26 protein-coding genes are annotated in these 25,505 nt (G+C 49.0%); 10 read left to right on the top strand and 16 right to left on the bottom strand.

Features of this window, described 5'->3' with window-relative positions; genetic code table 11:
* Positions 1-193: 193 nt before the first annotated feature.
* On the top strand, positions 194-1,024 hold the full coding sequence (locus BN3003_RS14850) for a hypothetical protein (protein ID WP_058357416.1): 831 nt from the start codon (positions 194-196) through the stop codon (positions 1,022-1,024).
* A gap of 81 nt (positions 1,025-1,105) precedes the next feature.
* Here BN3003_RS14850 and BN3003_RS14855 read toward each other — a convergent pair whose 3' ends face one another.
* Positions 1,106-2,101, bottom strand: coding sequence for a bile acid:sodium symporter family protein (locus tag BN3003_RS14855; protein ID WP_058357417.1), 996 nt, complete (start codon positions 2,099-2,101; stop codon positions 1,106-1,108).
* A gap of 289 nt (positions 2,102-2,390) precedes the next feature.
* Here BN3003_RS14855 and BN3003_RS14860 point away from each other — a divergent pair, with 289 nt between their 5' ends.
* The 4 genes from BN3003_RS14860 (at position 2,391) to BN3003_RS14875 (ending at position 5,722) form a co-directional block, all read left to right on the top strand.
* A complete protein-coding gene (locus BN3003_RS14860; RefSeq protein ID WP_058358073.1) occupies positions 2,391-3,167 on the top strand; it encodes a Rossmann-like and DUF2520 domain-containing protein in 777 nt (258 codons plus the stop codon).
* 148 nt (positions 3,168-3,315) lie between these two features.
* Positions 3,316-4,041 (top strand): hypothetical protein, encoded by a 726-nt coding sequence (locus tag BN3003_RS14865; RefSeq protein WP_058357418.1) that lies wholly within the window; start codon positions 3,316-3,318, stop codon positions 4,039-4,041.
* Positions 4,042-4,178: 137 nt separating this feature from the next.
* Positions 4,179-4,907, top strand: coding sequence for a hypothetical protein (locus BN3003_RS14870; protein ID WP_058357419.1), 729 nt, complete (start codon positions 4,179-4,181; stop codon positions 4,905-4,907).
* A 371-nt stretch (positions 4,908-5,278) separates the two neighbouring features.
* Entirely contained in the window at positions 5,279-5,722 is a 444-nt protein-coding gene (locus tag BN3003_RS14875; protein WP_058357420.1) for a hypothetical protein, read from the top strand.
* Between the two features lie 131 nt (positions 5,723-5,853).
* Here the strand turns inward: BN3003_RS14875 and dapD are convergent, their stop codons facing one another.
* The 3 genes from dapD to fur are packed head-to-tail and all read right to left on the bottom strand — an operon-like array spanning position 5,854 to position 7,853.
* Positions 5,854-6,675, bottom strand: coding sequence for a 2,3,4,5-tetrahydropyridine-2,6-dicarboxylate N-succinyltransferase (dapD, locus tag BN3003_RS14880; RefSeq protein ID WP_058357421.1), 822 nt, complete (start codon positions 6,673-6,675; stop codon positions 5,854-5,856).
* 8 nt (positions 6,676-6,683) lie between these two features.
* Positions 6,684-7,415, bottom strand: a complete 732-nt coding sequence (gene aat / locus BN3003_RS14885; RefSeq protein WP_058357422.1) for a leucyl/phenylalanyl-tRNA--protein transferase — start codon at positions 7,413-7,415, stop codon at positions 6,684-6,686.
* Positions 7,416-7,418: 3 nt separating this feature from the next.
* A complete protein-coding gene (gene fur / locus BN3003_RS14890) occupies positions 7,419-7,853 on the bottom strand; it encodes a ferric iron uptake transcriptional regulator (protein WP_058358074.1) in 435 nt (144 codons plus the stop codon).
* 136 nt (positions 7,854-7,989) lie between these two features.
* Between fur and BN3003_RS14895 the strand changes: the two genes are divergently transcribed.
* The 3 genes from BN3003_RS14895 (at position 7,990) to BN3003_RS14905 (ending at position 10,594) form a co-directional block, all read left to right on the top strand.
* Positions 7,990-8,358, top strand: coding sequence for an outer membrane protein assembly factor BamE (locus BN3003_RS14895; RefSeq protein WP_058357423.1), 369 nt, complete (start codon positions 7,990-7,992; stop codon positions 8,356-8,358).
* Between the two features lie 68 nt (positions 8,359-8,426).
* The gene (dapB, locus tag BN3003_RS14900) at positions 8,427-9,239 is read left to right on the top strand and encodes a 4-hydroxy-tetrahydrodipicolinate reductase (protein WP_058357424.1); all 813 of its coding nucleotides are present in this window, start codon (positions 8,427-8,429) and stop codon (positions 9,237-9,239) included.
* 257 nt (positions 9,240-9,496) lie between these two features.
* On the top strand, positions 9,497-10,594 hold the full coding sequence (locus BN3003_RS14905; protein WP_058357425.1) for a calcium:cation antiporter: 1,098 nt from the start codon (positions 9,497-9,499) through the stop codon (positions 10,592-10,594).
* 10 nt (positions 10,595-10,604) lie between these two features.
* Here BN3003_RS14905 and BN3003_RS14910 read toward each other — a convergent pair whose 3' ends face one another.
* Together BN3003_RS14910 and BN3003_RS14915 are read right to left on the bottom strand one after the other, a co-directional pair.
* Complete coding sequence (locus BN3003_RS14910) at positions 10,605-10,877, bottom strand: hypothetical protein (protein ID WP_058357426.1); 273 nt, start codon at positions 10,875-10,877, stop codon at positions 10,605-10,607.
* Positions 10,878-10,904: 27 nt separating this feature from the next.
* Positions 10,905-12,083, bottom strand: coding sequence for an alpha-hydroxy acid oxidase (locus BN3003_RS14915; RefSeq protein ID WP_058357427.1), 1,179 nt, complete (start codon positions 12,081-12,083; stop codon positions 10,905-10,907).
* Between the two features lie 210 nt (positions 12,084-12,293).
* On the opposite strand from BN3003_RS14915, the gene BN3003_RS14920 reads away from it, so the two are divergent.
* A complete protein-coding gene (locus BN3003_RS14920) occupies positions 12,294-12,737 on the top strand; it encodes an SRPBCC family protein (protein ID WP_058357428.1) in 444 nt (147 codons plus the stop codon).
* Positions 12,738-12,887: 150 nt separating this feature from the next.
* On the opposite strand, the gene mtgA is transcribed toward BN3003_RS14920, so the two are convergent.
* Positions 12,888-13,658: a monofunctional biosynthetic peptidoglycan transglycosylase gene (gene mtgA / locus BN3003_RS14925; RefSeq protein WP_058357429.1), complete on the bottom strand. Its 771-nt coding sequence runs from the start codon at positions 13,656-13,658 to the stop codon at positions 12,888-12,890.
* Entirely contained in the window at positions 13,643-14,470 is an 828-nt protein-coding gene (gene aroE, locus BN3003_RS14930; protein ID WP_058357430.1) for a shikimate dehydrogenase, read from the bottom strand. The genes mtgA and aroE overlap by 16 nt, the downstream gene beginning before the upstream one ends.
* A gap of 251 nt (positions 14,471-14,721) precedes the next feature.
* On the opposite strand from aroE, the gene glnA reads away from it, so the two are divergent.
* On the top strand, positions 14,722-16,140 hold the full coding sequence (glnA, locus tag BN3003_RS14935) for a type I glutamate--ammonia ligase (protein ID WP_058357431.1): 1,419 nt from the start codon (positions 14,722-14,724) through the stop codon (positions 16,138-16,140).
* Positions 16,141-16,238: 98 nt separating this feature from the next.
* Here the strand turns inward: glnA and BN3003_RS14940 are convergent, their stop codons facing one another.
* From BN3003_RS14940 to cas3f, 8 genes are all read right to left on the bottom strand, one after another.
* Positions 16,239-16,526, bottom strand: coding sequence for a DUF3817 domain-containing protein (locus BN3003_RS14940; RefSeq protein ID WP_058357432.1), 288 nt, complete (start codon positions 16,524-16,526; stop codon positions 16,239-16,241).
* A gap of 94 nt (positions 16,527-16,620) precedes the next feature.
* Positions 16,621-17,115 (bottom strand): macro domain-containing protein, encoded by a 495-nt coding sequence (locus tag BN3003_RS14945; protein ID WP_058357433.1) that lies wholly within the window; start codon positions 17,113-17,115, stop codon positions 16,621-16,623.
* 226 nt (positions 17,116-17,341) lie between these two features.
* Positions 17,342-17,680 carry a hypothetical protein gene (locus BN3003_RS14950; RefSeq protein WP_147645452.1) on the bottom strand — a complete coding sequence of 113 codons (339 nt, stop codon included), beginning with the start codon at positions 17,678-17,680 and terminating at the stop codon, positions 17,342-17,344.
* A 646-nt stretch (positions 17,681-18,326) separates the two neighbouring features.
* Positions 18,327-18,917 (bottom strand): type I-F CRISPR-associated endoribonuclease Cas6/Csy4, encoded by a 591-nt coding sequence (gene cas6f, locus BN3003_RS14955; protein ID WP_058357435.1) that lies wholly within the window; start codon positions 18,915-18,917, stop codon positions 18,327-18,329.
* Positions 18,914-19,930, bottom strand: coding sequence for a type I-F CRISPR-associated protein Csy3 (gene csy3, locus BN3003_RS14960; RefSeq protein WP_058357436.1), 1,017 nt, complete (start codon positions 19,928-19,930; stop codon positions 18,914-18,916). The genes cas6f and csy3 overlap by 4 nt, the downstream gene beginning before the upstream one ends.
* A gap of 23 nt (positions 19,931-19,953) precedes the next feature.
* A complete protein-coding gene (gene csy2, locus BN3003_RS14965) occupies positions 19,954-20,916 on the bottom strand; it encodes a type I-F CRISPR-associated protein Csy2 (protein WP_058357437.1) in 963 nt (320 codons plus the stop codon).
* Positions 20,913-22,172: a type I-F CRISPR-associated protein Csy1 gene (gene csy1, locus BN3003_RS14970; protein ID WP_058357438.1), complete on the bottom strand. Its 1,260-nt coding sequence runs from the start codon at positions 22,170-22,172 to the stop codon at positions 20,913-20,915. Before csy1 ends, csy2 begins: the two co-directional genes overlap by 4 nt.
* Positions 22,173-22,190: 18 nt before the next feature.
* Positions 22,191-25,502, bottom strand: coding sequence for a type I-F CRISPR-associated helicase Cas3f (cas3f, locus tag BN3003_RS14975; protein ID WP_234333097.1), 3,312 nt, complete (start codon positions 25,500-25,502; stop codon positions 22,191-22,193).
* Positions 25,503-25,505: the final 3 nt, after the last annotated feature.

The raw sequence follows: 25,505 nt of genomic DNA on the forward strand, positions 1-25,505 counted from the left end.
CCTAACCATGCTCGCAGCAAAGAGAGCGTGGTGGTGTTGGCAGTATTATTTGCAGTATTGCGTTGCACTGGTCGTGTCAGCTGCTGCTACCGATGCAAGCGAACGCTGCACCAATGGCACGACGCCATTATGATGCACCCGATTCAGCCCCAAACCCGCCGTGTTACCGTATCATCGACAGAGGACAGCCATCATGAGTCGCAATCAAGTCAATTTCATCATCGGCGCTGTGTGCGTGTTTATCTTGCTGGGCTTTGCCTTGGCCTTTCATTACATCAGCAGCCAAAAAGACCCCAGCCTGACTCAGGCCAAAGCCGCCATTGAAGCGTCTGGGCCGGAAATCATCACCTTGGGAGAAGGGGCTTCGGTGCCGCTTACAGCCAGTGAGCCGCAAGATTCAGGCCGCTTGGCGCAATTGTTCAACCTGAAAACCATAGGCAGCAGCAAAAAAACCGTCGAAGCGATTACCGGCAAACCCGTACAAGCCAACGAGTTTGGCATGAGCGAATATGAACTCGATGGCTGTAACATCAGCGTGGTTTACGATGGCAACAAGCTCAAAAACATCGGCTTGTTGTTAAGCCCGACTTGTCGCGTCAGCCTGGCCTCGTTTGGCATTCCCAATACCGAAGCTGGCCCCAATCTGACTTATGGCCAAATTGAAGAAGCCTTGGGCGCGGGCAGCATCCGCAAATTCCAAGCCAGTTGCTTAATCGGCTGTGGCAATGCCGCCGACCCAACTGTGTCGGCCTTGTATGCGATAGATTCCAACCCAAACGAGCCTCAACCCTTGGAAATCCAATTGGAAACCGTGCAAGTGGGTGACACGACCTTAAATGCGGTCGAAAAATGGAGCAAAACCTTGGTCGATCAAGAGGGTGAAGACTGGGTGACCAATGGCGAATACAATTGTGAAGACCGCTACAATTATGTGGCTCAGCAATTGTTCAACAATGTCGAAGTGCACGCCATCACCATCGGTTACGACATCGCTACTGAGACTTGCCAATCGGCAGCCGGTTAAGTGGTGCATCCAAAAAAGCGGCCTGTAAACGTTTACAGGCCGCTTTTTGATTGTGTTTCAGCGCATTTCAGAACAGCGCGTTTAATCTGCCGAGTGCTCCGCTGGCAAACGCCGCGCATAGCGCTGCGCCAATACCGCGCACACCATCAATTGTATCTGATGAAAAATCATCAACGGCAATAACATCACCCCCACCACCGAGGCTGGAAACAACACATTTGCCATCGGCACCCCATTGGCCATGCTTTTTTTGGAACCGCAAAACACAATGGTGATTTCGTCTTCCTTATTGAAACGCAACACCCGCGCCGCATAAGTGTTAACGGTAATCACCACCGCCAATAACACACACGAAATCAGCGCAATCATCAGCAAGGAGTGGGCATCGACTTTGTGCCATATCCCTTCCACCACCGCCTCACTGAACGCCACATACACCACCAACAAAATAGACGATTGGTCGGTAATGCCCACCAGCTTGCGGTGGCGCGCAATCCAAGCGGCAATCCACGGCCGCGCCAAATGCCCAAGCACAAACGGCAACATCAATTGTAATAAGATAGAACCGATGGCACCGGCCGTGTCCAAAGCCTCGCTATTGCCATCGGTACTCATTAACCAGCCCACCAAAATCGGCGATAAAAACACCCCCAAGATGCTCGATGCCGATGCGCTGCACACCGCCGCGGCAATATTGCCACCCGCCACCGAGGTAAACGCAATTGCCGATTGCACCGTCGCTGGCAAGGCACACATGTACAAGAAACCCATGTACACCGTCATCGACATCCACATTGGCACCATAAAATGCAGCGCCAAACCCAATAAGGGAAACAGCACAAACGTGCTGGCAAACACCAATACGTGCAAACGCCAATGCCCCATGCCTTGCTTAATCGCCTCGCGCGACAACTTGGCACCATGCATGAAAAACAATAAGGCGATGGCGGCAGTGGTCAGGTGTTCAAAGCCGATTTTGACTTGGCCGCGCACCGGCAAAACACTGGCCAACACGATCACGCCGATTAACAGCAGTAAAAAACGGTCTATTTTCAGCTTTTGCAGCCAATTTTTCATTTTATCCTCGATTTTCTGTGTGTGTGCGGCCTGTAAACCCTCACCGCCTTATGCAAAAAAGCTTAAGCACAGACAGCGTGTTTGTCAAAATTTGGCCAACATCGGCATTTTGTTCAGCAAAATCAAGCAAAACCGCTGCAAAAATTCGGGTTTTGCAAGCGCAGCTTGCTTTTTATCCGTCATGTTTGCTCCAAATCATGGCCAGCGCACACACAATTACTGCACCCGCGACTTGCATTTGGCCTGCGCACTGGGCATGCTGTGGTTTTTTGTGAATCGAATCCGCCTTATGCGCATCAGTTTTATCGGTGCAGGCCGCCTCGCCAGCCAATTGGCACCTGCCCTCGCCGCCCACCATACCATCGACTGCGTCTACAGCCGCGACCTCGCCAAAGCGCAAAGCTTGGCCACACGCGTGAATGCATTGGCTTGCAACGATTTGGCCGCCATCCCAGTTAACACCGACTTGGTCATCATCGCCGTCAGCGACCGCGCCATCGCCGAAGTCGTGGCGGCGCTGCATCAACATCTGCCCCACACCCTCATCGTGCACACCTCAGGCAGCACCGCCATGTCGGTATTAAGCGCCATCCACCCGCGCGCCGGCGTGTTTTACCCCTTGCAAACCTTCAGCTTTGAACGCGCCACCGCGTGGGAGCAAACACCCTTACTCATCGAGGCGGTGCAAGACGCGGATTTGGCCAGTTTGCACAGCTTGGCGACGGCATTGAGCCCACGCGTGTACCACTACACCAGCGCACAACGCTTGAGCCTGCATTTGGCCGCCGTGTTTGCCTGCAATTTCAGCAATTATTGCTATGATATGGCCAAACAAATCTTGGACGCTCAACACGCCGACTTCGGTTTGCTCTACCCATTGATGCTGGAAACCGCCCACAAAGCCACGCAAGCCGACCCCAAAACCATGCAAACCGGCCCCGCCATGCGCGGCGACGATGCCATCATCGCCATGCACCAAACCATGTTGGAGCAAGCCGGACAAACCGACTTGCTCGCCACCTACCAATTGCTCAGCCAACAAATCGGGCAACGCCATCCAGTTTAAGCCCAGTGCAAACGACTTAAATCAATAAACAAGCGGCCTGTAAGCGTTTACAGGCCGCATTCTTTGTTACAATCAAGCCATAATATTGCCAAGTACTTGAACACATTCCCGCCTCGTCGCCACTGACCATGCGCCTTTTTGGAGACCCATGCTCAATTATTACCACTTGCTGTGCCTACACCCCAGCGCCAGTCGCAGCGACATACAAGCGGCTTTGGACAAGCAACAGGCCTTGGGCAAACTGCCGCCAGCGACCTTAAAACTCGCGGCCAATGCCTTGTTGTCACCAGAAAACCGCCAAATCTACGATGCACAATTGGCGGCCTTGCCGGAAATGCAGCAAACCTATGCGCAAGACACGAGCGAATGGCGCGCCGATGCTGCCAGCAACTCGGTTTCCGCCTATGCACAAGGCCAAAGTGCCGCTGCCACAGCAGCAGAAGAGCAAGACGACAGCGATGGCGTCACGCTTTACCACAACATCCGCCGCCCCGACACGCCTGCACGCGCTTTTTCACTGGCCAAAATGCGCGAAAACATCCTCAAATCGCCACTAACTTGGTTTGTGTTAGCGCTGTTATTATATGGTGCTTACCAACACATCACCGCCGCCACCGCTTTGCCACAACAAGCACAAGCCGCTTGTTTGGAAGCCATCCATGCCCAATTGCCACAACCGGACAGCTTTCAACAAAGTGCTGCACAACGCGAACGTCAATTGGTTTGGTCTACCCAAGAAGACATTGTTTTGGTCAGCATCCATTACAGCGCCACCGCCCCCAAGCAACAGCCCAGCCACTACGCCGCCCACTGTATTTACGATGGCGTGAATGCAAGCTTAAGTGACATCAGCATCACCACCCGTTCAGAATAAATTCAATGTAGGAAAACACAAACAAAGCGGCCTGTAAACGTATACAGGCCGCTTTGTTTGCTACAATAAACCCAAATTCACATTTTCTATGTTAAGAACAATGTGCTGCTTCGTCCCCACAGCCCCTTTGGAGACCCATGCTTAATTATTACCAGCTGCTCAATCTTGCCCCTACCGCCAGCCGCAGTGACATCGAAGCGGCTTTGGACAAACAACAGGCCTTGGGTACCTTGCCACCGGCCACACTCAAGCTCGTCGCCGATGTCTTATTGTCGGTTGAAAACCGTCAACTGTATGACGAAAAATTATCCACCTTGCCGGAAATGAACCAAGAATACGCATTGGCAAGCGAAGAATTGGCGCTCAGTCACAGCCCAAACGCACCAACAACACCCTCAAGCCAACAACTGCCTTATCAAGAGCCGCCGCGTCGCGCCGCAGTGGATGAAACAGCTGATGAAGATGCAGTTTTGGTGTACCCGCCGATTCGTCAGCCCGACGCGCACAGCCGCACATTCTCTATGGCCAAAGTCAAACACACCATCATGACATCGCCAATGATTTGGCTGTTGTTTGCGGTGTTAATCTTCAAATTGGTGGGCATGGCCACACAAGAAACCGATTTTGATGTGGCCGAACAACACTGCATCGCCGCCATTCAACAACAATTGGCTTATCCAGATAGTTTGCACATCAATACCGAAGAAGAAGTGGAGCGACCATGGCGGCACCGAAGGGTCGAATACCCTGTCACCATTGATTACAGCGCCCAACCGGTGTTCAACCAAACCCAAAATTACCGCGCCGAGTGTGTGTACAATTCAGACACAAAAAGCTTAAGCGACATCAAAATCAGCGCACTGTAAACCGCGAATAGGGAGATGCAGAATAACAGCAACCCTATTCTGCCGCTCGATCAACTCTGGCTGCTTCATGTGTGGGGAAATATCGAATGCACTTACAAGCAGCGTCAAGCTGCCAATTTCTGGACAATAACACGAGTGACAGTAAGCAAATTCTTTCACCTTGATAGACTTACTTGCAGACACTTACAGGCCGCATTGTGCTGATTGCACCCACTTGATTTAAGTTAAATAAATAAAGCTCAGTATTTTCATTTCTTTAAACTGGGCTTACTGAAATACGGGCAAGCGACTGCTATCATCAAGATGTCTTGCACTTGTAAAGCCATTCGCCATCTGTTGCTGATTCATGCTCTTGAAAATCGAGGTTTGCCATGTTGAATTTTTATGAACTCTTGGACATTACACCGTATGCCAAGCAGCAAGACATCAACACAGCGCTCGCGCAGCAACACAGCTTGGGGAAGGTGCCTACGCAAACGCTGCAACTGGCTGCCGCCACCTTGCTGTCTGAGCAACATCGTCAAAACTACGATTTGCAATTGATGGCTTTGGCGGATGAGCATCTGTCTGCCAAGCTCAATTCACCGACTTCACCCTATCCTGCGCTAACGAATAGCCACGCTGTGGATACTGCGGACTTTGCTGCTGCAAACACCCATACCAATGCCAGCGATGACATTGTTTTTTACAACAGCTTGCACCCACAGCGGCCAACGCAATCCCATCACGCCTCGATGCCAGGCAATATTGCCGACTCTTATTTGGCTGTAGATGCCGTCATCAGTGTGTTGGGTGATGTATTGGATGTGTCTTAATGCCATCGCCATGGATGGGTTTGAATCAACACATCCAGCACCATTTAAATATGCATGCAAAAAGCGGCCTGTAAACATTTACAGGCCGCTTTTAAAACATTGTGCTTCAATCTGAAGCATTCATGCGAGATTTAGATGCCGCGCAACAAGTCATTAACGCTGGTTTTGCTGCGGGTTTGTGCATCGACTTTTTTCACAATCACGGCGCAGTACAAGCTGTGGCTGCCGTCTTTGCTAGGCATAGAACCAGACACCACTACCGAACCGGCTGGTACGCGGCCGTAAGAGATTTCGCCGGTTTCGCGGTCCAAGATTTTGGTCGATTGACCGATGAACACGCCCATGGAAATCACTGAACCTTCGCCGACAATCACGCCTTCAACGATTTCAGAACGTGCGCCGATAAAGCAATTGTCTTCAATGATGGTAGGGCTCGCTTGCAATGGCTCCAATACGCCACCGATGCCGACGCCACCTGACAAGTGCACGTTTTTACCGATTTGTGCGCAAGAGCCAACGGTGGCCCAAGTGTCGACCATGGTGCCTTCGTCCACATAAGCACCGATGTTGACGAATGAAGGCATCAATACCACGTTTTTACCGATGAATGAGCCGGTACGGGCAACCGCACCTGGCACCACGCGGAAACCGCCTTGACGGAAATCTTGTTCGCTGTAGCCGTCGAAACGGGTAGGCACTTTATCGAAATACTCGCTGACGCCGTCGTTCAACACGATGTTGTCGTTCAAACGGAAAGACAGTAAAACCGCTTTCTTCACCCACTCATTCACCACCCAAGCACCGTCTTGCTTTTGGGCGCAACGCAATTCACCGCTGTTCAATTGAGTGATGACTTGGTTGACCGCTTCTTTCACGTCGGCAGGCGCAGCTGCAGGGGTGATTTCGGCACGGTTTTCAAATGCTTGTTCGATGATGGTTTGTAATGTAGACATGATGCTCCCTAGTTGATTTGATTCACCAACAATTTGGCTGAAACCATTTCAGGCAAATCTTGTTGGCAATACAGATTCAAAGCGCGCTGAAACTCATCAAAATGGATTTCTTCAGCGCCAAAACGTGCCAAATGTGGCGTGTTCATTTGGCAATCGATCAATGCGATGCCGCATGATTGTAAGTATTTCACCGCGTGGACGAAAGCAATTTTTGAGGCGTCGCCCGTTAAGGCAAACATCGATTCGCCAAAAAACACCCGCCCAATTTGGATGCCGTACAGGCCGCCCAGCAATTGCAAGGTGTTGGCATCGGCCTCGCTGGCTTGCCAGTATTCAAAGCTGTGCGCATGGCCGGCGCGGTACATTTGCGTCAAGGCCCATTGCAATTCGTGTGTGAGCCAAGTGCCGTCTTGGCCGGGGCGCGAGATGCGTGCACACGCGCTGATAACGGCTTTAAACTGCTGGTTTACACTGATGGCATAGTGGCGATTACGGATGTTTTTCGCCAACGAGCGGCCAACATGCAGATTTTCAGGTTTGAGCACCATGCGCGGCGACAGCGCCCACCAACAAATCGGCTGGTCTTCGCTGTACCACGGAAAAATGCCGCGTTGGTACGCGGCAAGCAGGCGCTCTACACTTAAATCGCCGCCAACGGCCACCAAACCATCGCGTTGTTGCTGTGCTTCGGTAAGGTCTGGCCAGTCGTTGACGTCTTCATCCAGCCACTGTAAGGCCATGGTTTATTTTTTGGCTTTGCTTTGGCAATCGGCGCACACACCGTACATGTACAGCGAGTGGTCGACAATTTTGTAGCCACGTTCGGTGGCGATTTGTTCTTGAATTTCCTCAATGCGTGGATCGAAGAATTCGGTCACTTGATTGCATTTCACGCACACGATGTGGTCGTGATGACCGCCGCGATTGAGTTCATACACGGCTTTACCGGTTTCAAAATGGTGGCGGATGAGGATTTCCGCTTGTTCAAATTGGGTTAACACGCGGTATATGGTTGCCACACCGATGTCACTGTCATCCTCGAGCAACAAGCGGTACACATCTTCAGCACTCAAATGCGCTTCAGGGCGCTGTTCAAACAAGTCCAAAATTTTCAGACGTGGACCGGTGACTTTCAGGCCGCTGTCTTTTAATTGGGCAATATTGTTGTTGTGATCCATGATGATTCCCACGAATTGGCATAAGTCGCTATAATACCCACTTTCTGAGTGATAGACCACCTTGATTGCCGCCATTGATGGGCTTCATAGTGGTTCATACCGAAACCGCACATCCCGTTTTGAATCGAGGAAACCAGTGAATAAATTTATCATCCTGACTTTGGCTGTGGCCGCCATGGGTTTAAGTGCCTGTTCTTCAGAACGCGTTTCCAACTTCCCTTCTTACAAATTGAAGGTAGAGCAAGGCAATGAATTGGATGCCAACAAGGTCAAACAATTACAGGCCGGCATGACACGCGAGCAAGTGCGTTTGTTATTGGGCACCCCAAGCATCCGCTCTGCCTTCCATGCCAACCGTTGGGATTACCAATTCCTGATTTCACGCAATGGCGTGGTCAAAGAAAACCACAATTTGACCGTGTATTTTGACGGTGATTTGTTAAGCCGCGTTGAAGGCTCAGCCGTCGATGCAGCGGCACAAGCCACACCAGCGGCAGCCGAATAAAGCCAGCAGTGGCGAGAGGCCACTGCGGCGGTGTTTTAGCCAACTGCACAACCTTAAAGTAGAGAAACATGTCTGAATTATTGAATGTCGCCATCGTCGGCGCCAATGGCCGCATGGGCCGCGCTTTGGTACAAGCCATCCACGATCACCCACATTGCCGCTTGTCTGGCGCTTTGGAACACGATGAATCGCCTGCCTTGGGCATGGATGCGGGTTTTACCTTGGGTTTGGAAACCGGCGTGCTCATCAGCCACGATGCGGTCAAAGTCTTGAGCCAAAGCGATGTGTTGATTGATTTTAGCCGTCCAGAATCCACTTTAAACTACCTCACTGCCTGCGAAAAATTGGGCATCAACATGATCATCGGCACCACCGGTTTTGACGACGCAGGCAAGGCGCGCATTGCCGAAGCGGCCAAGAAAATTGGCATCGTATTCGCCGCAAATTACAGCGTCGGGGTGAATTTGACTTTCGCCTTGATTCACAAAGCGGCGCAAGTGTTGAACGAAGGCTTTGACATTGAAGTCATCGAAGCGCACCACCGCCACAAAGTCGATGCCCCATCAGGTACGGCGCTGCGCATGGGTGAAGTCTTGGCCGATGCCATCGGCAAAGACTTGAAAGAAGTCGGCGTGTTTGCGCGCGAAGGCATTACTGGCCCACGCGAGGCTGGCAGCATCGGTTTTGCTACTGTGCGTGGTGGCGACATTGTTGGCGACCACACGGTGATGTTTGCCGCCGATGGCGAACGCGTGGAAGTGACGCACAAAGCCTCTAGCCGCGCCACTTTTGCCAACGGCGCGGTGCGTGCAGCCGCATGGTTGCGCAACCAGCCTGTGGCTTTGTACGACATGCAAGACGTCCTTGATTTGCGCTGGTAAGCCATTCATCCATCTGCATTAATTTAAAGCCAAAGCGGCCTGTAACTGAGTTTACAGGCCGCTTTGTTATATTCCATCAATATTTATTTATGTAGAGTAAATACCTGCACCCTCATGCAACTATTTATTGAGTATAAACGTCATAATCTCATTCTTCACACCCATCATGTTTGTCCGCGGTTCTCTCACGCCGTATCAATAGCAATCTATCTCTTGAGTAGTCACAAACATGGATACACTGACAATGCGAGACTATTATGGCTTCTGATTCTTCCAACCACAATCCACTCTGGACCGTGGCCATTCCCATCGCCGCCATGCTGATTTTGGGCATGTATGCGTTCAATTCCACCTTCCCCGGCGTGGTGGTGTTATTGTCACTGGGCTTAATTGGCTCGGTGGTGACCGCCGTGCACCATGCGGAAGTGATTGCGCACAAAGTGGGCGAACCGTTTGGCACTTTGGTATTGGCCTTGGCCGTGACCATCATTGAAGTGGCGCTCATCGTGTCGATGATGATGTCGGGCGGTGACGGTGCCATGGGCTTGGCGCGCGACACCATTTTTGCAGCGGTCATGATTATTTTGAACGGCATCATCGGTGCCAGTTTGCTGATGGGCGGGCGCAAACACATGGTGCAAAACTTCAGCTTGGAAGGTGTGACCGCCGCTTTGGGCGTCATGACCGTCATTGTCACCTTTGCCTTAATCGTGCCCACTTTCTCGACCACTGCCCCCGGCCCGGTCTACACCAGCAAACAATTGATGTTTGTGGCAGTGGTGACCTTGATTTTGTTTACCGCCTTCACTTTTTTCCAAACCGTGCGCCACCGCGAATACTTTTTGCCCGTCAATAAAAAAGGTGAAATCAAAGTCATCGAACATGGCGAGCGCCCGAGCGGCAAAGACACTGCCATCAGTTTTGTGTTTTTATTGGTGTCGTTGGTGGCCGTGGTCTTGAGCGCCAAAGGCATTTCGCCGTATTTGGAAAGCCTGCTCGCGACCGTGGGCGCACCGGCCGCGACCTTGGGCATCATTATTGCCGCGATTGTGTTGATGCCAGAATTCGGTGCCGCCATGCGCGCCGCCCGCGCCAATCGTTTGCAAACCAGCTTGAATTTGGCCATAGGTTCGGCCATCGCCAGCATAGGTTTGACCATCCCGGTGGTGGCGACGGTGGCCTTGGTGATGGAATGGCCATTGGAGCTGGGTTTGGACGCCAAATCCATCACCTTATTGGTCTTGTCTTTGTTTGTGGTGTCCAATTCCTTGCGCACCGGCCAAACCACTTTGCTCCCCGGCATCGTGCATTTGGTCATTTTTGCCGCGTATTTGTTTTTCAGCTTTGTGCCTTAAACAGACATTCTTATGCAAAAGCGGCCTGTAAACGTTTACAGGCCGCTTTCTTGTGCATTAAGCACTTATGCCCACAGCGCCAACAGCAATAACACCATACCAAGTACAGTAAACCCAGCCACGCATTGATGCCCTCATCCAATTTGGCTTTGCGATTGAACACGCGCCGTGGCAGATAGCCCAAGCCGTAAATCAGCAATTCCCCTGCAGCCTGTAGCAGCATCGCTGGCATCATCACTATGATGAGCATCGCGCTCAACACATCCCCCAGCCGCTTCCACATGTGTCGCTCCCTGTGTTCACATCTATGCTAAGTCAAACACTCACGGTTGATGTCGGCGATGCGGTTCAAGCCCAACATGCCCATGTCACGCTCCAACTCTTGCTGCAACAAACCGATGGCATGCTCCACCCCCACCACACCAGCCACCGTCGCCGCTGAGATAAAGGGGCGGCCTGTAAACACAAAATCGGCACCCAAAGCCAAAGCCTTAATCACATCGGTGCCGCGGCGTATGCCCGAATCCATCATCACCACATAGTCTTGCCCCACCGCTTGGCGGATTAAAGGCAATTGTTGCAGCGGGCTGGTAACGGTGTCCAATTGGCGACCGCCGTGATTGGACACGATGATGCCATCGGCACTGTATTGCTGGCACAGCCGCGCATCGGCCACCGACAACACCCCTTTGACCACCAGCTTGCCCTGCCACAAGCGGCGAATGCGCGCCAAATGGTTCCAATTGATGTGGTCGCGGCCAGTGGTGTCGCGCACGGCCGCCGAGGAAAACACCGGCGCGCCACGGGTGGCAAACGAATTTTCAAAATGCGGCATGCCACGGCTTTGTAACGTGCCCAAGAACGTGCCCAAACTCCAACGCGGGTGCAATACGCCATCAATTAACAAGGCCAACGACGGTCGCAGCGGCAAGGAAAAGCCAGCGCGCATATTGTTTTCACGGTTGGCCCACACCGGGATGTCCACGGTAATCACCAAAGTGTCTATGCCGGCTGCCGCCACGCGCGCGAGCAATGCGTCCTGTAAATCGGGTTGACCGGGCAGATAGGCTTGAAACCACACATCTGGATGGTGTTGCTTCACCTCTTCCAAACGCGTCAGCGAACTGCCACTCAAAATCATCGGCACCCCCAATTTATACGCCGCACTGGCCATGACATTGTCGCCATTGAAGGCAATCAAGGCGCTCACTCCCACCGGTGCGATGCCAAATGGCGCGGCATAGCTGCGATTCCACAGGCTGTGAGTGGTATGGCGGCTGGACACATCGCTGAGCACGCGGGTGAGCAAGCTGTAATCGTCAAACTGGCTGCGATTGCGCGCCAAGGTCTGATTGTCCTCCACACCGCCAAACACATAAGCCGACAAAGCGCGCGGCAACAGTTTGTGGGCACTGTGTTCAAAATCGGCCAGATTGTAAATGTGTTTCAAACGCCTATCGCGGCTTAAATTTTCATAAGCTGCCACCATCAGGCACCCCTCCTTAGTATCAAAATCCTCGTCTGTGGCAAGCATGCTATGCCAAAAGAATGACTGCAAGCAAGCGCCGTCCTGACTGTGTTGCAAAATCAATGCATTAGATCGACACTGGGGAACCAGAATCGCTCGTCGCCCTCGAAATCAACACCTGTCTCACACCCCAGCACAAAAACCCGCACGACTCACCATCAGGAGCAGCATATGGGCAATACCGTCACCTTACACCGCGTGTTCGCCGCGCCAGCCGCGCGCGTTTACCAAGCCTTTCTCAATCCAGCGGCCTTGGCCAAATGGCTGCCACCGCATGGTTTTGTGGCCGAAGTACACCATTTGGATGCCCAAGTCGGTGGCACCCACCACATCAGCTTTGTCAATTTAAGCACCGGCCACAAACACAGTTTTGGCGGTACTTATTTGGAATTGAAGCCAAACGAGCTCATCCGCTACAACGACCAATTCGATGACCCGACCTTGGCTGGACAAATGCAAGTCAGCATCGTTTTTAACAGCGTTGAGATGGGCACCGAAATACACATCAGCCAAACAGGCATCCCAGACGAAATCCCCGTGGCCGCGTGTTATTTGGGCTGGCAAGAATCGCTGCAATTATTGGCCTTGCTGGTGACACCGACCATACCCGATTAAAGCAGAATTATTTACAACAGCAGCCTAAACCTGAATAAAAGCGGCCTGTAAGGTTTACAGGCCGCTTGTGTTGCGGATGTTGGATAAAGCAAGGGCTATGACGGATAGCCAACGCATCTGCTGCCACATTGGCTACACACGCTTGTCCCACTACTCTTTGTGGTGGCGGCGATGGTGTTTGGGTGCGGCTTCTTCTTGTGGTTGCGTCAGTTTGTTTAAATTTGGCAATTGGAACATCGGGTCGCTGTCAGGCAAGGCCGATGCGCCCATGCGGCGCAAGATGATGTTGGTTTTGCCACGCAGATTGCGGTCTTTCGGATTGTCGCTGTAATAGCGTGGACGAGGAATCATCGCCGCCAATTTCGCCGCTTGCTGTTTGCTCAAACTGTCGGCCGATTTATCGAAATGAAAACGTGCCGCTTCTTCGGCGCCAAACACATTCGGCCCCCATTCAATCACGTTCAGGTAAATCTCAAAAATGCGCTCTTTGTCGGTGGTCGCTTCCATCATCAAGGTAATGGCGGCTTCTTCGGCTTTGCGCACATACGATTTGCCTTCCCACAAAAACAGGTTTTTCGACAATTGCTGCGAAATGGTTGAGCCACCGGCTTTGATTTCACCGGCGCGCTGATTGCGTTTCATCGCGTTTTCAATGCCGCGCCAATCGAAACCATCGTGATTGGTAAACGCCGCGTCTTCCGAGGCGATGACCGCTTGTTTGAGGTTGTTGCTGATGTTGCCATACGATACCCACTGGTATTTCACTGGCTCATCGCGGTATTCCAGTGAACGGGTGAACATGAAACTGGTGGTGGGCGGCGCAAACGAACGCCAAAACAAGATGCTGCCATAGGCATAGCATTGGAATACCAATACCAAGCCCAACAGACAGGCCATCACGTTTTTTAATGATTTGAACATAAACTGGCTCGCATACTGGCTAAAACACTGAGGGTGTCGGGTTGAAAACCACGCCACCACTGGTAAGACACCGCCGCTTGACCCACCAACATGCCCAAGCCATCGACAGCTTGCTGCGCACCTGCTGCGCTGGCCATGTGCATGAACGGCGTCGGCTCGGCACCATACACCATATCATAAGCCAGCTCACATTGGCTGAAGCTGTGCGCCGCCAAGTCAGGCGCTTGGTTTGACAAGCCGGTGGAAGTGCCATTGATGATAATGTCGTAACAGTGCAAAGAAGCGGCCTGTAAACTCAAAGCCTCAACGCCAAACACCGCCGCCAAGTCTTGCGCCTTGTCTAAAGAACGGTTGGCGATGGTGACGCTCGCAGGCTGCAATTGCAACAAAGGCTGCAACACCCCACGCACCGCCCCACCGGCACCGAGCAACAATACTTTCTTGCCGCGCAAATCGACGCCTTGGTTGTGGCTGATGTCTTGCATCAAGCCCAAGCCATCGGAATTGTCGCCAAACACGCTGCCATCGGCACGCACAATTAAGGTATTGGCCGCACCGGCTTTATCGGCGCGCTCGCTCAATTCATCGGCAAACGCACACGCATCCAATTTGAACGGCACGGTGACATTGGCGCCTTGCAAACCCAAATCAATTTGCGCGCGCACACCTGTTGTAAATCCGTCTAATGGCAACAGCATTTTTTCATAAGAGATGTGCACACCTTCTTGCTTGGCAAAGGCCAAATGGATTTCAGGCGAGCGACTGTGGGCAATCGGATGCCCAAAAACGGCGTAACGTGCGGTTGGCTGCATGTCTGTCAAATCTGCGTCAAATCAAGTTGGCTGCCATCTTAAGCTCATTTTAATGAATGTGCAAAATAGTTCCATTTTGAGTATAAATGATAATATGAAAATATTTTTACAAAGAACTCAGCCATTTGTCAGAATTTGTTTATTTTTTTGCAATGCGACATTTGTTTCACAAAAAAAGTGTGGCACAATCAAGGCACTTGCATTGGATTTTATACCCCTCACACTTCGCATTGCTTTAAAGGAGCTGCACTATGTCCGTCCAAAATGTATTGGACCTCATTGAAGAAAATGACGTCAAATTTGTCGACTTGCGTTTTACCGATACCAAGGGCAAACAACAACACGTGAGCATCCCTGCCCATGTCTTGGTTGAAGACGGTGAAGAATGGTTTGAAGATGGTCAAGCATTTGACGGTTCTTCTATCGGTGGTTGGAAAGGCATTCAAGCCTCTGACATGACTTTAAAAGCCGATCCATCTACTGCTTTCATCGATCCATTCTACGACCAAGCCACTGTGGTATTGACTTGCGACGTGATTGATCCTGCCAATGGTCAAGGTTACGACCGCGACCCACGCTCTATCGCAAAACGCGCTGAAGCTTATTTGAAATCTTCTGGCATCGGTGACACTGCTTACTTTGGCCCAGAACCAGAATTCTTCATTTTTGACGGCATCGAGTGGGAAACCACCATGCAAGGCACCCGTTACAAAATCCATTCAGAAGAAGCTGCTTGGTCTAGTGGTGAAAGCTATGATGGTCAAAATACCGGCCACCGTCCATTCGTTAAAGGCGGTTACTTCCCAGTGGCCCCTGTGGACTCTGGACAAGACTTGCGCTCTGCCATGTGTTTGACTTTGGAAGCCTTGGGCATTCCTGTCGAAGTGCACCACCACGAAGTGGCCACTGCCGGTCAAATGGAAATTGGTACCAAATTCAATACCTTGGTTCGTCGCGCTGACTGGACTCAAGACATGAAATACGTGATCCAAAACGTGGCTCACAACTATGGCAAAACCGCCACTTTCATGCCTAAACCAATCATGGGCGACAACGGTTCTGGCATGCACGTGCACCAATCAATTTGGAAAGACGGCCAAAACCTGTTCTCAGGTGACGGTTATGCTGGCTTGAGCGACATGGCTTTGTATTACATCGGCGGCATCATCAAACACGCCAAAGCCTTGAACGCGATTACCAATCCGTCTACCAACTCTTACCGCCGTTTGGTGCCTCATTTTGAAGCGCCAACCAAATTGGCTTACTCAGCCAAAAACCGTTCTGCGTCTATCCGCATTCCACACGTGGCCAGCTCTAAAGCCCGCCGCATTGAAGCGCGTTTCCCAGATCCTACCGCTAACCCATACTTGGCATTTGCAGCCTTGTTGATGGCTGGCTTGGACGGCATCCAAAACAAAATCCACCCAGGCGATCCAGCAGACAAAAACCTGTACGACTTGCCTCCAGAAGAAGATGCATTGGTACCAACCGTATGCGCCTCTTTGGACGAAGCTTTGGACGCATTGAAAGCCGATCACGAGTTCTTGACTCGCGGTGGTGTGTTCAGCAAAGACTGGATCGACAGCTACATCGCCTTCAAATCAGATGACGTTGCCCGCATCCGCATGGCACCACATCCATTAGAATTTGAAATGTATTACAGCCTATAAGCCTGCATTAATCATTCCAAGCAAAAGCCTGACCCTAGGGTCAGGCTTTTTTAATGGATACCAGTCACATGCGGCCTGTAAACTCAGACTGGCTCCGCTTAATTCATGTAGCGAAACAATCTCTGCACACGCTGATTGAACAGCAGCGTCATCAACGGCAGCAAAGACGCCACCGTGCCCAAACAAAACAAAGAAAATTGCCAGCGCAGCTTATTGGAATACAGCAACAATACCGCTATGTAAGCCACCCACAACGCCAATTGCACAAAGTGCGCGGCAGGAAACAACGGCTCCAACGGCAACAGCCAGCCACGCACCACCAACATCACACAATACAGCATGGACCATGCCGTATACACCATGCCCGAAACCATCAATGCTTGCATGCATCCTCGCTATCCACACAATGCGGCCTGTAATCTCTTACAGGCCGCATTCTTCACTCTCAGACTAGAAATCGGCGCTGATCAGCAGCCCAGTTTAAGCAGGCACGCTTTCATCAGCTTGTACGTCTTTTTGGTACAAAGTATAAACAAACACAGGGATGCCCAAATCACCCAAATGGTTGTGTATCAAAGGTTTGACATCGTCCCACTCCAAGCCGCCCACCCCTGTGGCCAAACGCGGCATCGCCAAGCTTTTGATGTTTTCTTCTTCAATGAATTTGCGCAATTCGCGCAGAGTGCGGTTCACGTTTTCCACACTGGCTTTACCCGGTTTAGAACCCACTTTGTAAGCCGCGGCCTGGGTCATTAAATTGAGGATGCGCGTGCCCTCAGCATTGACCCATGCCCACATCTCACCGGCGTCAGGATGGTGAACTTGGCAATAGTGGCGAAAATCCTTGTACAAAGACGGCCAGTGTTCACGCAAACTCAAAGCCAAACCACTGCCAAAATTGTCATTCGGTGCCACACCGTGGGCGATGGCATTGGCCTTACTCAAAAGAATGTCACCCGATACTTCAATTATCATGCACTGCCTCCATAAGGAACATCATCAAATCATGTTTTACAACATGTGCTTTCGTGTTCTGTGCAAAGACAGTATAGCCGTGAAATCCTATAGATAAGCTTTAAACTCTAGATAGTTTGTGCTAGGTCAAACTTTCAAATGCTGGTATTGACGACATTTGGATGTGACAAAGCCGCAAGCAGGTTGCATTGCGGCTTAAAAATGATGCTTAAAATAGGTATCTGAATTATTGCAACACACAATTGCGCGAGGTGACCAACACCCCTTTGCCATTGGCTTGGTGGTTGATATTGCGGCAATCCACACTGACTTTCTGCCCTACTTGCACGCTTTTTGCTTGCTCCGCACTCAACAGCGCATACAGCGCATTGTTTTTATCGCTGCCATGCAACATCACAAACGGCTCAGGCTGCAAAGCCACCGCCGCCACTGTTCCTGTCACCACAATGGCATCGCCGTCTTTCATTTTCTTGGCCTTCAAATCGCCCACCACTTGCTCCACCGTTTGCGCCCCACATGCCGTCAATATCAGACATAAGCCTGCCATCCAAATCGCGTTTTTCATACCAACCCACATTTTGAGAAGCGCGTATTTTAACACCGCGCGCATGCGCACAGGCGAGAGGGAGCAATCAAATTGTGTTAATTCAATTTGAGCGCATGCAAACACACCATCTCTGCACAAACATGCATACATGCATTTTTAATTTTTTGATATAGATTAGGTGCAGGCGCTATAAGCTAACAGGCTCCACTTTAAGCACCTTGCACTGTCAAATTGAGAAAGCCCAGCAAGCTTGCTTACTGGGCTTTTAATCATACATCGCTGCCTACTCGGCAGTACAAACCAATACCCACTATTTCTAAGCTGCCTATTCGGTAGTTTCAGCAGAGTTGGTGTCTACTACAGGTATAAATAAACATTGGCATGGATACTTTCAATATTGGCACCAAGCACAATCGAGCCAAAAATATAGATAAAAAGCATGATTTCAAAAGGGTTTCTGTTCATCATCACTCCAACTTGTTAAGGAGGATTGAGTATATTGCGATTTCAGTCACCACGTTATACCTAGTGAGTATTCGTTGATTCAAAACAATGATAGCAAGGCATTTACAGGCCGCATTGCACACATTTGCGTGTTTAAACAATACCTCTGCCACATCCCACCCATCAAAAAAGCCCTCATTACTGAGGGCTGCGATTGATTTTAAAAATCAGGCACCGTGGCAACACTGCTTAAACCATAAGTCCCAAAATCCCCTGTTTGCGCCTGTGGCTGAACCGTTTTGGCAATAAACAAGCGAAACGGCTGTTCACTGCTCAAACTCTGTAGCTGGATAAACGGCAAAGCGCTGTGTGCACTCAAGCCTTGTAAACGCGTCAACTCCGTGGCGTAATCCAATTCAGGATGGCGCCTAATCAAACGCCGCGCCGCCCGCTCCGCGCCACTTTTCACTTGCACGCGCGCAAAACTCACCTGCCCACGCACAGTCTCAGGCACGGCACGTATGTCGCTCATCTGCACATAATCAGCATAACGGCGCAAATGCTGGGCTAAATCTAATTGCTGCAATAGCGCAGCATCCGCCGCAAACACACGCAATTTGCTGCCCAGCCTCCCCATCTTCGCCTCAGCATCAAACACATACTCAGGAAACGCCACCCCAACCTTGCCCTCACCCAAAGTGGCCTGTAACTCGGTTAAGGCAAGGTGGAGCTGCATATAGACCTTGCTCCAAATAAAATAAATGGGCACTTCAGTCTGTGGCAATAAAATCAATTCTTGATAGTGTTTCATTCATCATTCCCACCAAAAACGCCACCTCTGATCAGATTCGCCACGACAAAATGTTGGTCTTCTACAGCAATGGTTTCATCTTCTTTTAACCATTTAATCAATAGGCTGTAAAAATCAATTTTGCTACTGCGATAGGCTTCACCTTGACTGGGTGCAGAACCATACGGTTCTATCGCAATGGGAACTCCTCCAACTTGATACCAGGTATCTATGGTACGGATGGCATTGCCAATTTTTTCGGAGTGCATGGCGGCACATTTGCCTGTTGTGGTTTTCAACTGATAAAGATGGCGAGATTTCTGCCCTTTAGGAATATCCAATACCATTTCTTGCGAAGGAAACACATGTTGGCCATGGCCCAATTGTGCGAAAGCCACAATATGCAACAGGGCAAACGATGATGTACTCAAGGCTTGTGTAATCACTGCAGCCAATTCAGCCAAATCCGAATTTGTGTCTGTTGAAAAATCATTCAGGGCAAAATCATAAGAATTGAATACCCATTGTTTGTCTTGATGCTGCACCACCACCACAATGTTTTCAGCACCTACGCGATTGCGCCACAAAAAACGGCCATTCGCAATATTATTAGCATAGCGTAAAGCCAATTGTGCATACCCCACATCCGCTTGGTATGCGGAGATGCATGCAGACAATTTTTCAGCAAATTCAGGCCGGTTATTGGCTGTAGGTTTAGCCACATCGCCCAAGAATTTAAGGGTAAATGCCACACGCAAAGTATCTGTGTCTTCAAATAAAGCAGCATCGTCTATCCATGCCAAATTGGGATCTGCTTTTTCTTCTTCGGCTACCCCGTATTGACTTTTGGTACCTCGATTGCGCTTTTCATAAACTTCAATATTGCGCCATTCTTGACCATGGAATTGTTTTGCTTCAACACTGGACCAACAACCGGCCTGTAACAAGGCATCTGAGGGTTCAATTTTGCGATTGAATGCCAAAATACTCGGTACTTCTGCTGCTTGTTTGGTGGTGCTTGCTTTTTTTGCCATGTTAAATTCCCTTTAATTTAAAATCATTGCGGTTCAATATCTTCTTCATCCAAATCAAAATCAACTTGTTGGCCCTGTTGCTGAGCCAAATACCATTCATTGTGATGGTGGTAACGCCAAATCATTGCCGATACTTCTTGCAACTTATGTATACCCACCCATGCACCGACGCCATATACCATTTCTGTAAACACAAATGGACTTTCCACATCACGACTGTTAGCCACACTACCGGCAGCCAATACGGGTGTAATACCTTTATAACCCAAGGCCAAAGGTACCAACCACGTACTGGGTTTATCCTGTAATACCCAAGTCACTGACTGTGATTGCTTACTTGCCGCCATTTGTGTGGGTTCTTTAACTTGATAATGCAAGCCAAAATGAGCCAACCATGTGTCAAATGTTTGATTTGGTGATGACGCATCTGAATCTGTGTGCGTCAAGACTGATTCACTTTGATCAATTAAAAAATAAGCGGGCAATAATTTTTGCTTTAAAAAAGGAATGAGTTGGGGATGTTCCCCCAATAAATAAATCCCACCCACATCAACAATATTACCGCCTGCTAAGCGCAAGGTAGGAATCAGTGCTTGCAATAAGGACTTTAACTGGGCTTGTTGTTCATCTTGACTGGAAAGTTCAACTTCACATTCCAACAACAAAGACACGGTTAAATCCATTTTCCCTTCTTCGATAATAGGTGGTGTTTTGTTTGCATCACTGCCTTTCCCCATTAAAGTTGAAGGTGGACATTTGCTCTGGATAAAATTGCTATCACCGTAGCGCACATGGGTTTTTAAGGTGTGTTGGTGACTGATGATGGCACAACCTGTAAACCCCATTGGATAATTAATCTTAAGTTTGCGGCTTAAAGCATGGGTAAAACCCAAAAAATGGGTAATGGCTGGATAACCATAAGTCACACCAGCAATGGCATTGGCTGTTTGCACTTTAATGCGCTCAAGTAAAACATAAGCACTCATTCATATTCCTTCACATCTGACCAAGCCACAAATCGGCGCAATTCAGGCGCCATGGCATCACGCCACAATTTGGCTGTGTTATCCCCTTGTATGCGCAATAAATCGTTTAACCACAAAGAAAAATCGATGACAATACTGCTTTCCCAGTCATTATTTACACGATCTTGCTGAAAGCCTACATCATCACGATAAGGATCCAACCAATACTGCTGTGCTTGGCTCAACTGACTACCTTCCAACCAGCCAGCAGCTTGCTCACGGGCATACCCAGTTGCTAACAACAATACTTGTTCCGCAATCTGACCTGCTCGCTTTTGCAATAACTGACGGTTGTGATGATTTAAACTCAATTTCTTGCTGATGATGACCTGCCATAACTTCTTTAACTTATTGATTTTATTTAAACAAAATGAATAAGCACAATCTTTGAAAAAATTGCTTTTAGGCAAACGCTCACTGACTCGCCACTGTGGTGGTTCAGCACACAGCAAATACTGCCTACCAATGCGTTTACTGTTCAATTTTGAAGCATTTTGATGATTACTTTTGGTAATGTTCAATACCGCAACATTTGGATATTTGGTGTGTGTTTCTGAATGATACTGCTGTTTATCAAATGCTAATTTAATGGGATTGTCTTTGCTACGGCTAAATTGAATGCGATCATACAATAATTGCACCAAAGCACTGGATGTCATTGGGCTCAATAAATGATAGCCATCTTCAACTGGGAAATATACCTGTTTGGCCAACACATGGCTGCTTAACTCTTTTGGTATATAAGCACTGCTAATTTTGTCATGCCATGTTTGTAATTCAACAGAATTTGGGGCAAATGAGGCGAACCATTCAGGATGTTGAACAAACAATTCACCCAAAGTTGAATTTTCTACCGCTAACGACAAAAAATCTCCAATAGGCGACCAAATTGCATTGGTATAAGCCCCATCCGCATCCACATTCCCGCTGGTCTGTGTACTCACCAAATAAGTAAAATCTGTTTGAGGTACCACATCTTTTAAATTGCTGGCCTTACTGCTGGAATGGGTCAGCTTGGCTACATGGGTCACCCCTAAACTGACTTGGTGGGCATTGTCAGCGATAAATTGAAACCAATGTTGTGGTAACAGCTCTGTATTGATTTGTTCCAACTTGCTTTCACTGATTTGAGCATTCTTTTTCGCCTCGTTTTCAAGCTTTTTGTTTTTTCTGTCTTGTAAAAAAGCATAAACAGCATTGATGGCCTGTTGTTGCATGTTTCCCTCCCTCATTCATTATGCTTGTTTAAAAATGCCCAATTGCGGGTGATATTGGTAAATTTGTGTTCCTACCCCATAAGAATAATCGGCAATGCGTATTTCGCCAAAAACATACTGCACGTATTTCATGTTGGTCTGCAACACATCTGCTATCTCTTGATAGCGCCCCTCTTCTGTCTGCTCAAACCACCAAGTATTGCCTGTAATCGGCTGCAATGCCACAGTCTGTATGCGTCCTTTTTCCAAAAGCTTGATTTTGTCATAATCATGTTCATCTCGATAATACCAAGCAGGTTTTCCTTGCTCATTTATCAACCGCAACCACACCAATTCAGGTGCTGAGCGACGAAACCCCTGCCGGCGTTGTAATTCACCACACCAAAATGGTTGTTTTTGCCACCACAATTTGGCATAACCAGTTGTGCGTAAAGCAGTATTGTCTTTTTGATGCGGACTGTCCTTACCAAAACCCAATAACACTTGATAATAAGCGGCATGCTCCAAATGAATTAAATTGCCAAAATCTTTGGGCATTTTTTCGTTCAATTTGAGTAAATCCCATTCAGTACTGATAGACACCTTAGAATCTGGGAATTTATATTGCTTCTCTGTCATGCATTGCTGAACATTTTTGTCTCTCAAATAGCGTGTATGACTGCGCTCAAATCCAGGTTGGGTAAACACAGCTTGCGTTACTTCCACCGCTCGCGATAAGGCACGATAATTGTGTTCCCAAATCAACAGATTGGGCGTTGTTACTTTCATCTGCCTATGACGTTGCAACCTGCCCGCTAACTGAATCAAGGAGCGAGCGGAACTTGGCTCTACAATGGCCCAATCATAATCATGATCACGTCCAACTTCAGCCACTGAAGTCGCCAATACGATGAAAAGATGCTGTTTGTCAGGGCTTTTCATGATGGTATCTCGCACCTCAGCATGCGACCACAATGCATTTTTTTGATGGCGCTTCAGGATGCGATCCAATTTTTCTTCGATGGCTGAACGTTGTGCTAAGGTAAATTGGCTGTGGTAAACACAGAAATGCAGTTCAAAACCTTCAGCAATTGGCAAAGACATCAGAGCTTGAGCAACGGCAATTAAAGGTTGAATATTGGCAAAGCGCAGTAAACCTACTGAATACCGATATTGCTGTTGTTGTTCATGGTGAACTTGGTGCAAACGCAAACAAGCGGCCTGTAAATGCTTGGCAATCTCAATATTCAGACTATTTTTGTCTTGTATGGGCATGGGCATGGGCAAAATCTTTGCATAGCGGCTAATGTGTTTTTGTTGATCCAACGCTGATAGTCGCTTGTTTACAAACTTTATATGGGCTTGTTGGAATGCCTCAGCCCCTAAGCAAGTCTGGCTGGTAGCTGTGAACTCATCAAACCATGCACACACAATAGCCTGCGGTTGTTCTTGCTTTTTCGCCTCACGCATGTAACATAGGCGACCATGCTGGTATGCCTCAAACAAGGCTTGCGCCATTGCAGGAGGTATGGTGGCACTGGACAGTAATACTTTAGAACCCAATAAACCCGCCCAATGCACCAAACGAGTCAATGCAGGTAAATCTTCTAAGCCAAATTCATCGGGCTCATCAAGTATCAAATCAGAACCCATCAAGCGCAACATGGGTACAATCTGCTTCCCGCCTTTAACCCCCTCTGTTGCAGGAATGAGATAATCCACGGTGCACACCAAAATAGGTGCATGTAAAAACTTCAACCATTTGCGATTATGACCCAAACATTTATTCAATAAGCCATCAAACTCATCATGTTCATACTGTATGAGCATTTCATTGTCATCATCAGACTCCAAACTCTCTGAGCCTCTTTGCGCCCATAATGACGTTTCCTGCTGCTGCCAAAATGATTTTTCTTGTGCAGATGATACTTGATTGGTTTGATTGGCCTGTAATTTTTGGATGGCACTGGAGCCAATAACTGTGGCAATTTCATCATCTTCCAATCCCAATCGACTTGCCAATGCAGAACCTGTTTGGGTGGTCAAAGTACGTAAACCAGTTGCAATACAAAAGCGCCCACCACCTTGCTCCCCACCCAAGGCATACATGATTCTGGCATTGGCCAAAGTTTTGCCTTTACCTGTTGATGCCATATTGATACCGAAGAATCCCTGTGTCTCCGCCTCAGCATGAATATTGAAAGTATGTCGATAAGCTTGCTCTTGCCACTGATAAGCTTCTATTAGAGCACCAACACCCTTAGTTAAAGCCTGATTCATGCCCAAACTTGGTAATTCCGCCATCAATCGAGGCAATTGTTTGGCCAACAAATATGCATAGTGCCCAACAGCCACATTGTGCTCATCCAATTTTTGTTTCAGTTGCTTGTCAGCATCGGTATTCGCATAGGCCAGATAACTTTGATCTTGCCACTGTGGTGTGACTCCTGCAGCCGAATAACGATGATCTGATAACATTAAACACAAACGCGCTACATGGTTGCTTAAATGCCAAGTTTGCCATTGGTATTGAGCCACAACAGACAGGTTTTTCAAACTTCTTTTGGCTAAAGAACGGGCTTTGAAACACCATGTATGACTTTGTGATGGCAAACCGGTAGCAAAAGTCCAATTGTCTTGTTTGTCTTGCTCAGTCCAATCTGGTAAGTTGACACGTGGGCTATTCCATTTGGCATCAAATTCTTGCAACCAATCTGCATCTAATGATGGTGCAACCTGACCATTGTGTATGTACATGGGCAGGCGATGGTGCGAAACAATTAGCCAAGCCACACATTGGGCAAAATTAGGCAATTGTTTTAAGTTTTGATTTTTTAAATAGTGTTCATCAGGTAAAAAAACTGCGCTTTGATCGGTTTGAATGGTCGCCAACTCTTGCAGCCATTGTGCATCCGTTTTACCCTGCACAAAAGCTTCAAAACACTTCAATGACACCCATTCATGTCGAAAAGGCTCAGATTTTTTACCCTGCTCATTGGGTTGCAATTTGCGTTGAAACATGACATTGGCTTTTCCAAAATCATGAAATAAGCCCGCAATTCCAGCAGCCAATGCCACACCAATTAAATGGTTCTCATCACCTTGATAGTCATCCAGCGCATAGCTTTTTTGTGTGCGATTCACCGCCACCCGCCCTTGCGCATCAAACTGCTGCCGGTTACCGACAATCCACACCAAGTCGCTGCGACTGCGTGAGCGCAGCCAATGGCAGGCGACGGCGGTATTTTTGCTGGCGGTTTTGCGCAGTAATTTGCGCACCGCTTGCAAGCCTTCTTCTGTCATCACCGTTTGCCAAGTGCGGTCGCCTATGCGGTCGGCAAACGCATCCAATAC

Source organism: Vitreoscilla massiliensis, from assembly GCF_001457815.1.
In the GTDB taxonomy this organism is placed as follows: Bacteria; Pseudomonadota; Gammaproteobacteria; order Burkholderiales; family Neisseriaceae; genus Vitreoscilla; species Vitreoscilla massiliensis.

Excerpts from the sequence above, each read along its gene's own strand:
- BN3003_RS14915 (WP_058357427.1), bottom strand. The coding sequence starts at position 12,083 with ATGGTGGCAGCTTATGAAAATTTAAGCCGCGATAGGCGTTTGAAACAC.
- fur (WP_058358074.1), bottom strand. The coding sequence starts at position 7,853 with ATGGATCACAACAACAATATTGCCCAATTAAAAGACAGCGGCCTGAAA.
- csy2 (WP_058357437.1), bottom strand. The coding sequence starts at position 20,916 with ATGAGTGCTTATGTTTTACTTGAGCGCATTAAAGTGCAAACAGCCAAT.
- BN3003_RS14905 (WP_058357425.1), top strand. The coding sequence starts at position 9,497 with ATGGCTTCTGATTCTTCCAACCACAATCCACTCTGGACCGTGGCCATT.
- BN3003_RS14855 (WP_058357417.1), bottom strand. The coding sequence starts at position 2,101 with ATGAAAAATTGGCTGCAAAAGCTGAAAATAGACCGTTTTTTACTGCTG.
- aroE (WP_058357430.1), bottom strand. The coding sequence starts at position 14,470 with ATGCAGCCAACCGCACGTTACGCCGTTTTTGGGCATCCGATTGCCCAC.
- glnA (WP_058357431.1), top strand. The coding sequence starts at position 14,722 with ATGTCCGTCCAAAATGTATTGGACCTCATTGAAGAAAATGACGTCAAA.
- BN3003_RS14850 (WP_058357416.1), top strand. The coding sequence starts at position 194 with ATGAGTCGCAATCAAGTCAATTTCATCATCGGCGCTGTGTGCGTGTTT.
- BN3003_RS14945 (WP_058357433.1), bottom strand. The coding sequence starts at position 17,115 with ATGATAATTGAAGTATCGGGTGACATTCTTTTGAGTAAGGCCAATGCC.
- BN3003_RS14860 (WP_058358073.1), top strand. The coding sequence starts at position 2,391 with ATGCGCATCAGTTTTATCGGTGCAGGCCGCCTCGCCAGCCAATTGGCA.
- BN3003_RS14870 (WP_058357419.1), top strand. The coding sequence starts at position 4,179 with ATGCTTAATTATTACCAGCTGCTCAATCTTGCCCCTACCGCCAGCCGC.
- cas6f (WP_058357435.1), bottom strand. The coding sequence starts at position 18,917 with ATGAAACACTATCAAGAATTGATTTTATTGCCACAGACTGAAGTGCCC.
- dapD (WP_058357421.1), bottom strand. The coding sequence starts at position 6,675 with ATGTCTACATTACAAACCATCATCGAACAAGCATTTGAAAACCGTGCC.
- BN3003_RS14950 (WP_147645452.1), bottom strand. The coding sequence starts at position 17,680 with ATGAAAAACGCGATTTGGATGGCAGGCTTATGTCTGATATTGACGGCA.
- dapB (WP_058357424.1), top strand. The coding sequence starts at position 8,427 with ATGTCTGAATTATTGAATGTCGCCATCGTCGGCGCCAATGGCCGCATG.
- csy1 (WP_058357438.1), bottom strand. The coding sequence starts at position 22,172 with ATGCAACAACAGGCCATCAATGCTGTTTATGCTTTTTTACAAGACAGA.
- BN3003_RS14940 (WP_058357432.1), bottom strand. The coding sequence starts at position 16,526 with ATGCAAGCATTGATGGTTTCGGGCATGGTGTATACGGCATGGTCCATG.
- BN3003_RS14920 (WP_058357428.1), top strand. The coding sequence starts at position 12,294 with ATGGGCAATACCGTCACCTTACACCGCGTGTTCGCCGCGCCAGCCGCG.
- mtgA (WP_058357429.1), bottom strand. The coding sequence starts at position 13,658 with ATGTTCAAATCATTAAAAAACGTGATGGCCTGTCTGTTGGGCTTGGTA.
- csy3 (WP_058357436.1), bottom strand. The coding sequence starts at position 19,930 with ATGGCAAAAAAAGCAAGCACCACCAAACAAGCAGCAGAAGTACCGAGT.
- BN3003_RS14865 (WP_058357418.1), top strand. The coding sequence starts at position 3,316 with ATGCTCAATTATTACCACTTGCTGTGCCTACACCCCAGCGCCAGTCGC.
- aat (WP_058357422.1), bottom strand. The coding sequence starts at position 7,415 with ATGGCCTTACAGTGGCTGGATGAAGACGTCAACGACTGGCCAGACCTT.
- BN3003_RS14875 (WP_058357420.1), top strand. The coding sequence starts at position 5,279 with ATGTTGAATTTTTATGAACTCTTGGACATTACACCGTATGCCAAGCAG.
- BN3003_RS14910 (WP_058357426.1), bottom strand. The coding sequence starts at position 10,877 with ATGTGGAAGCGGCTGGGGGATGTGTTGAGCGCGATGCTCATCATAGTG.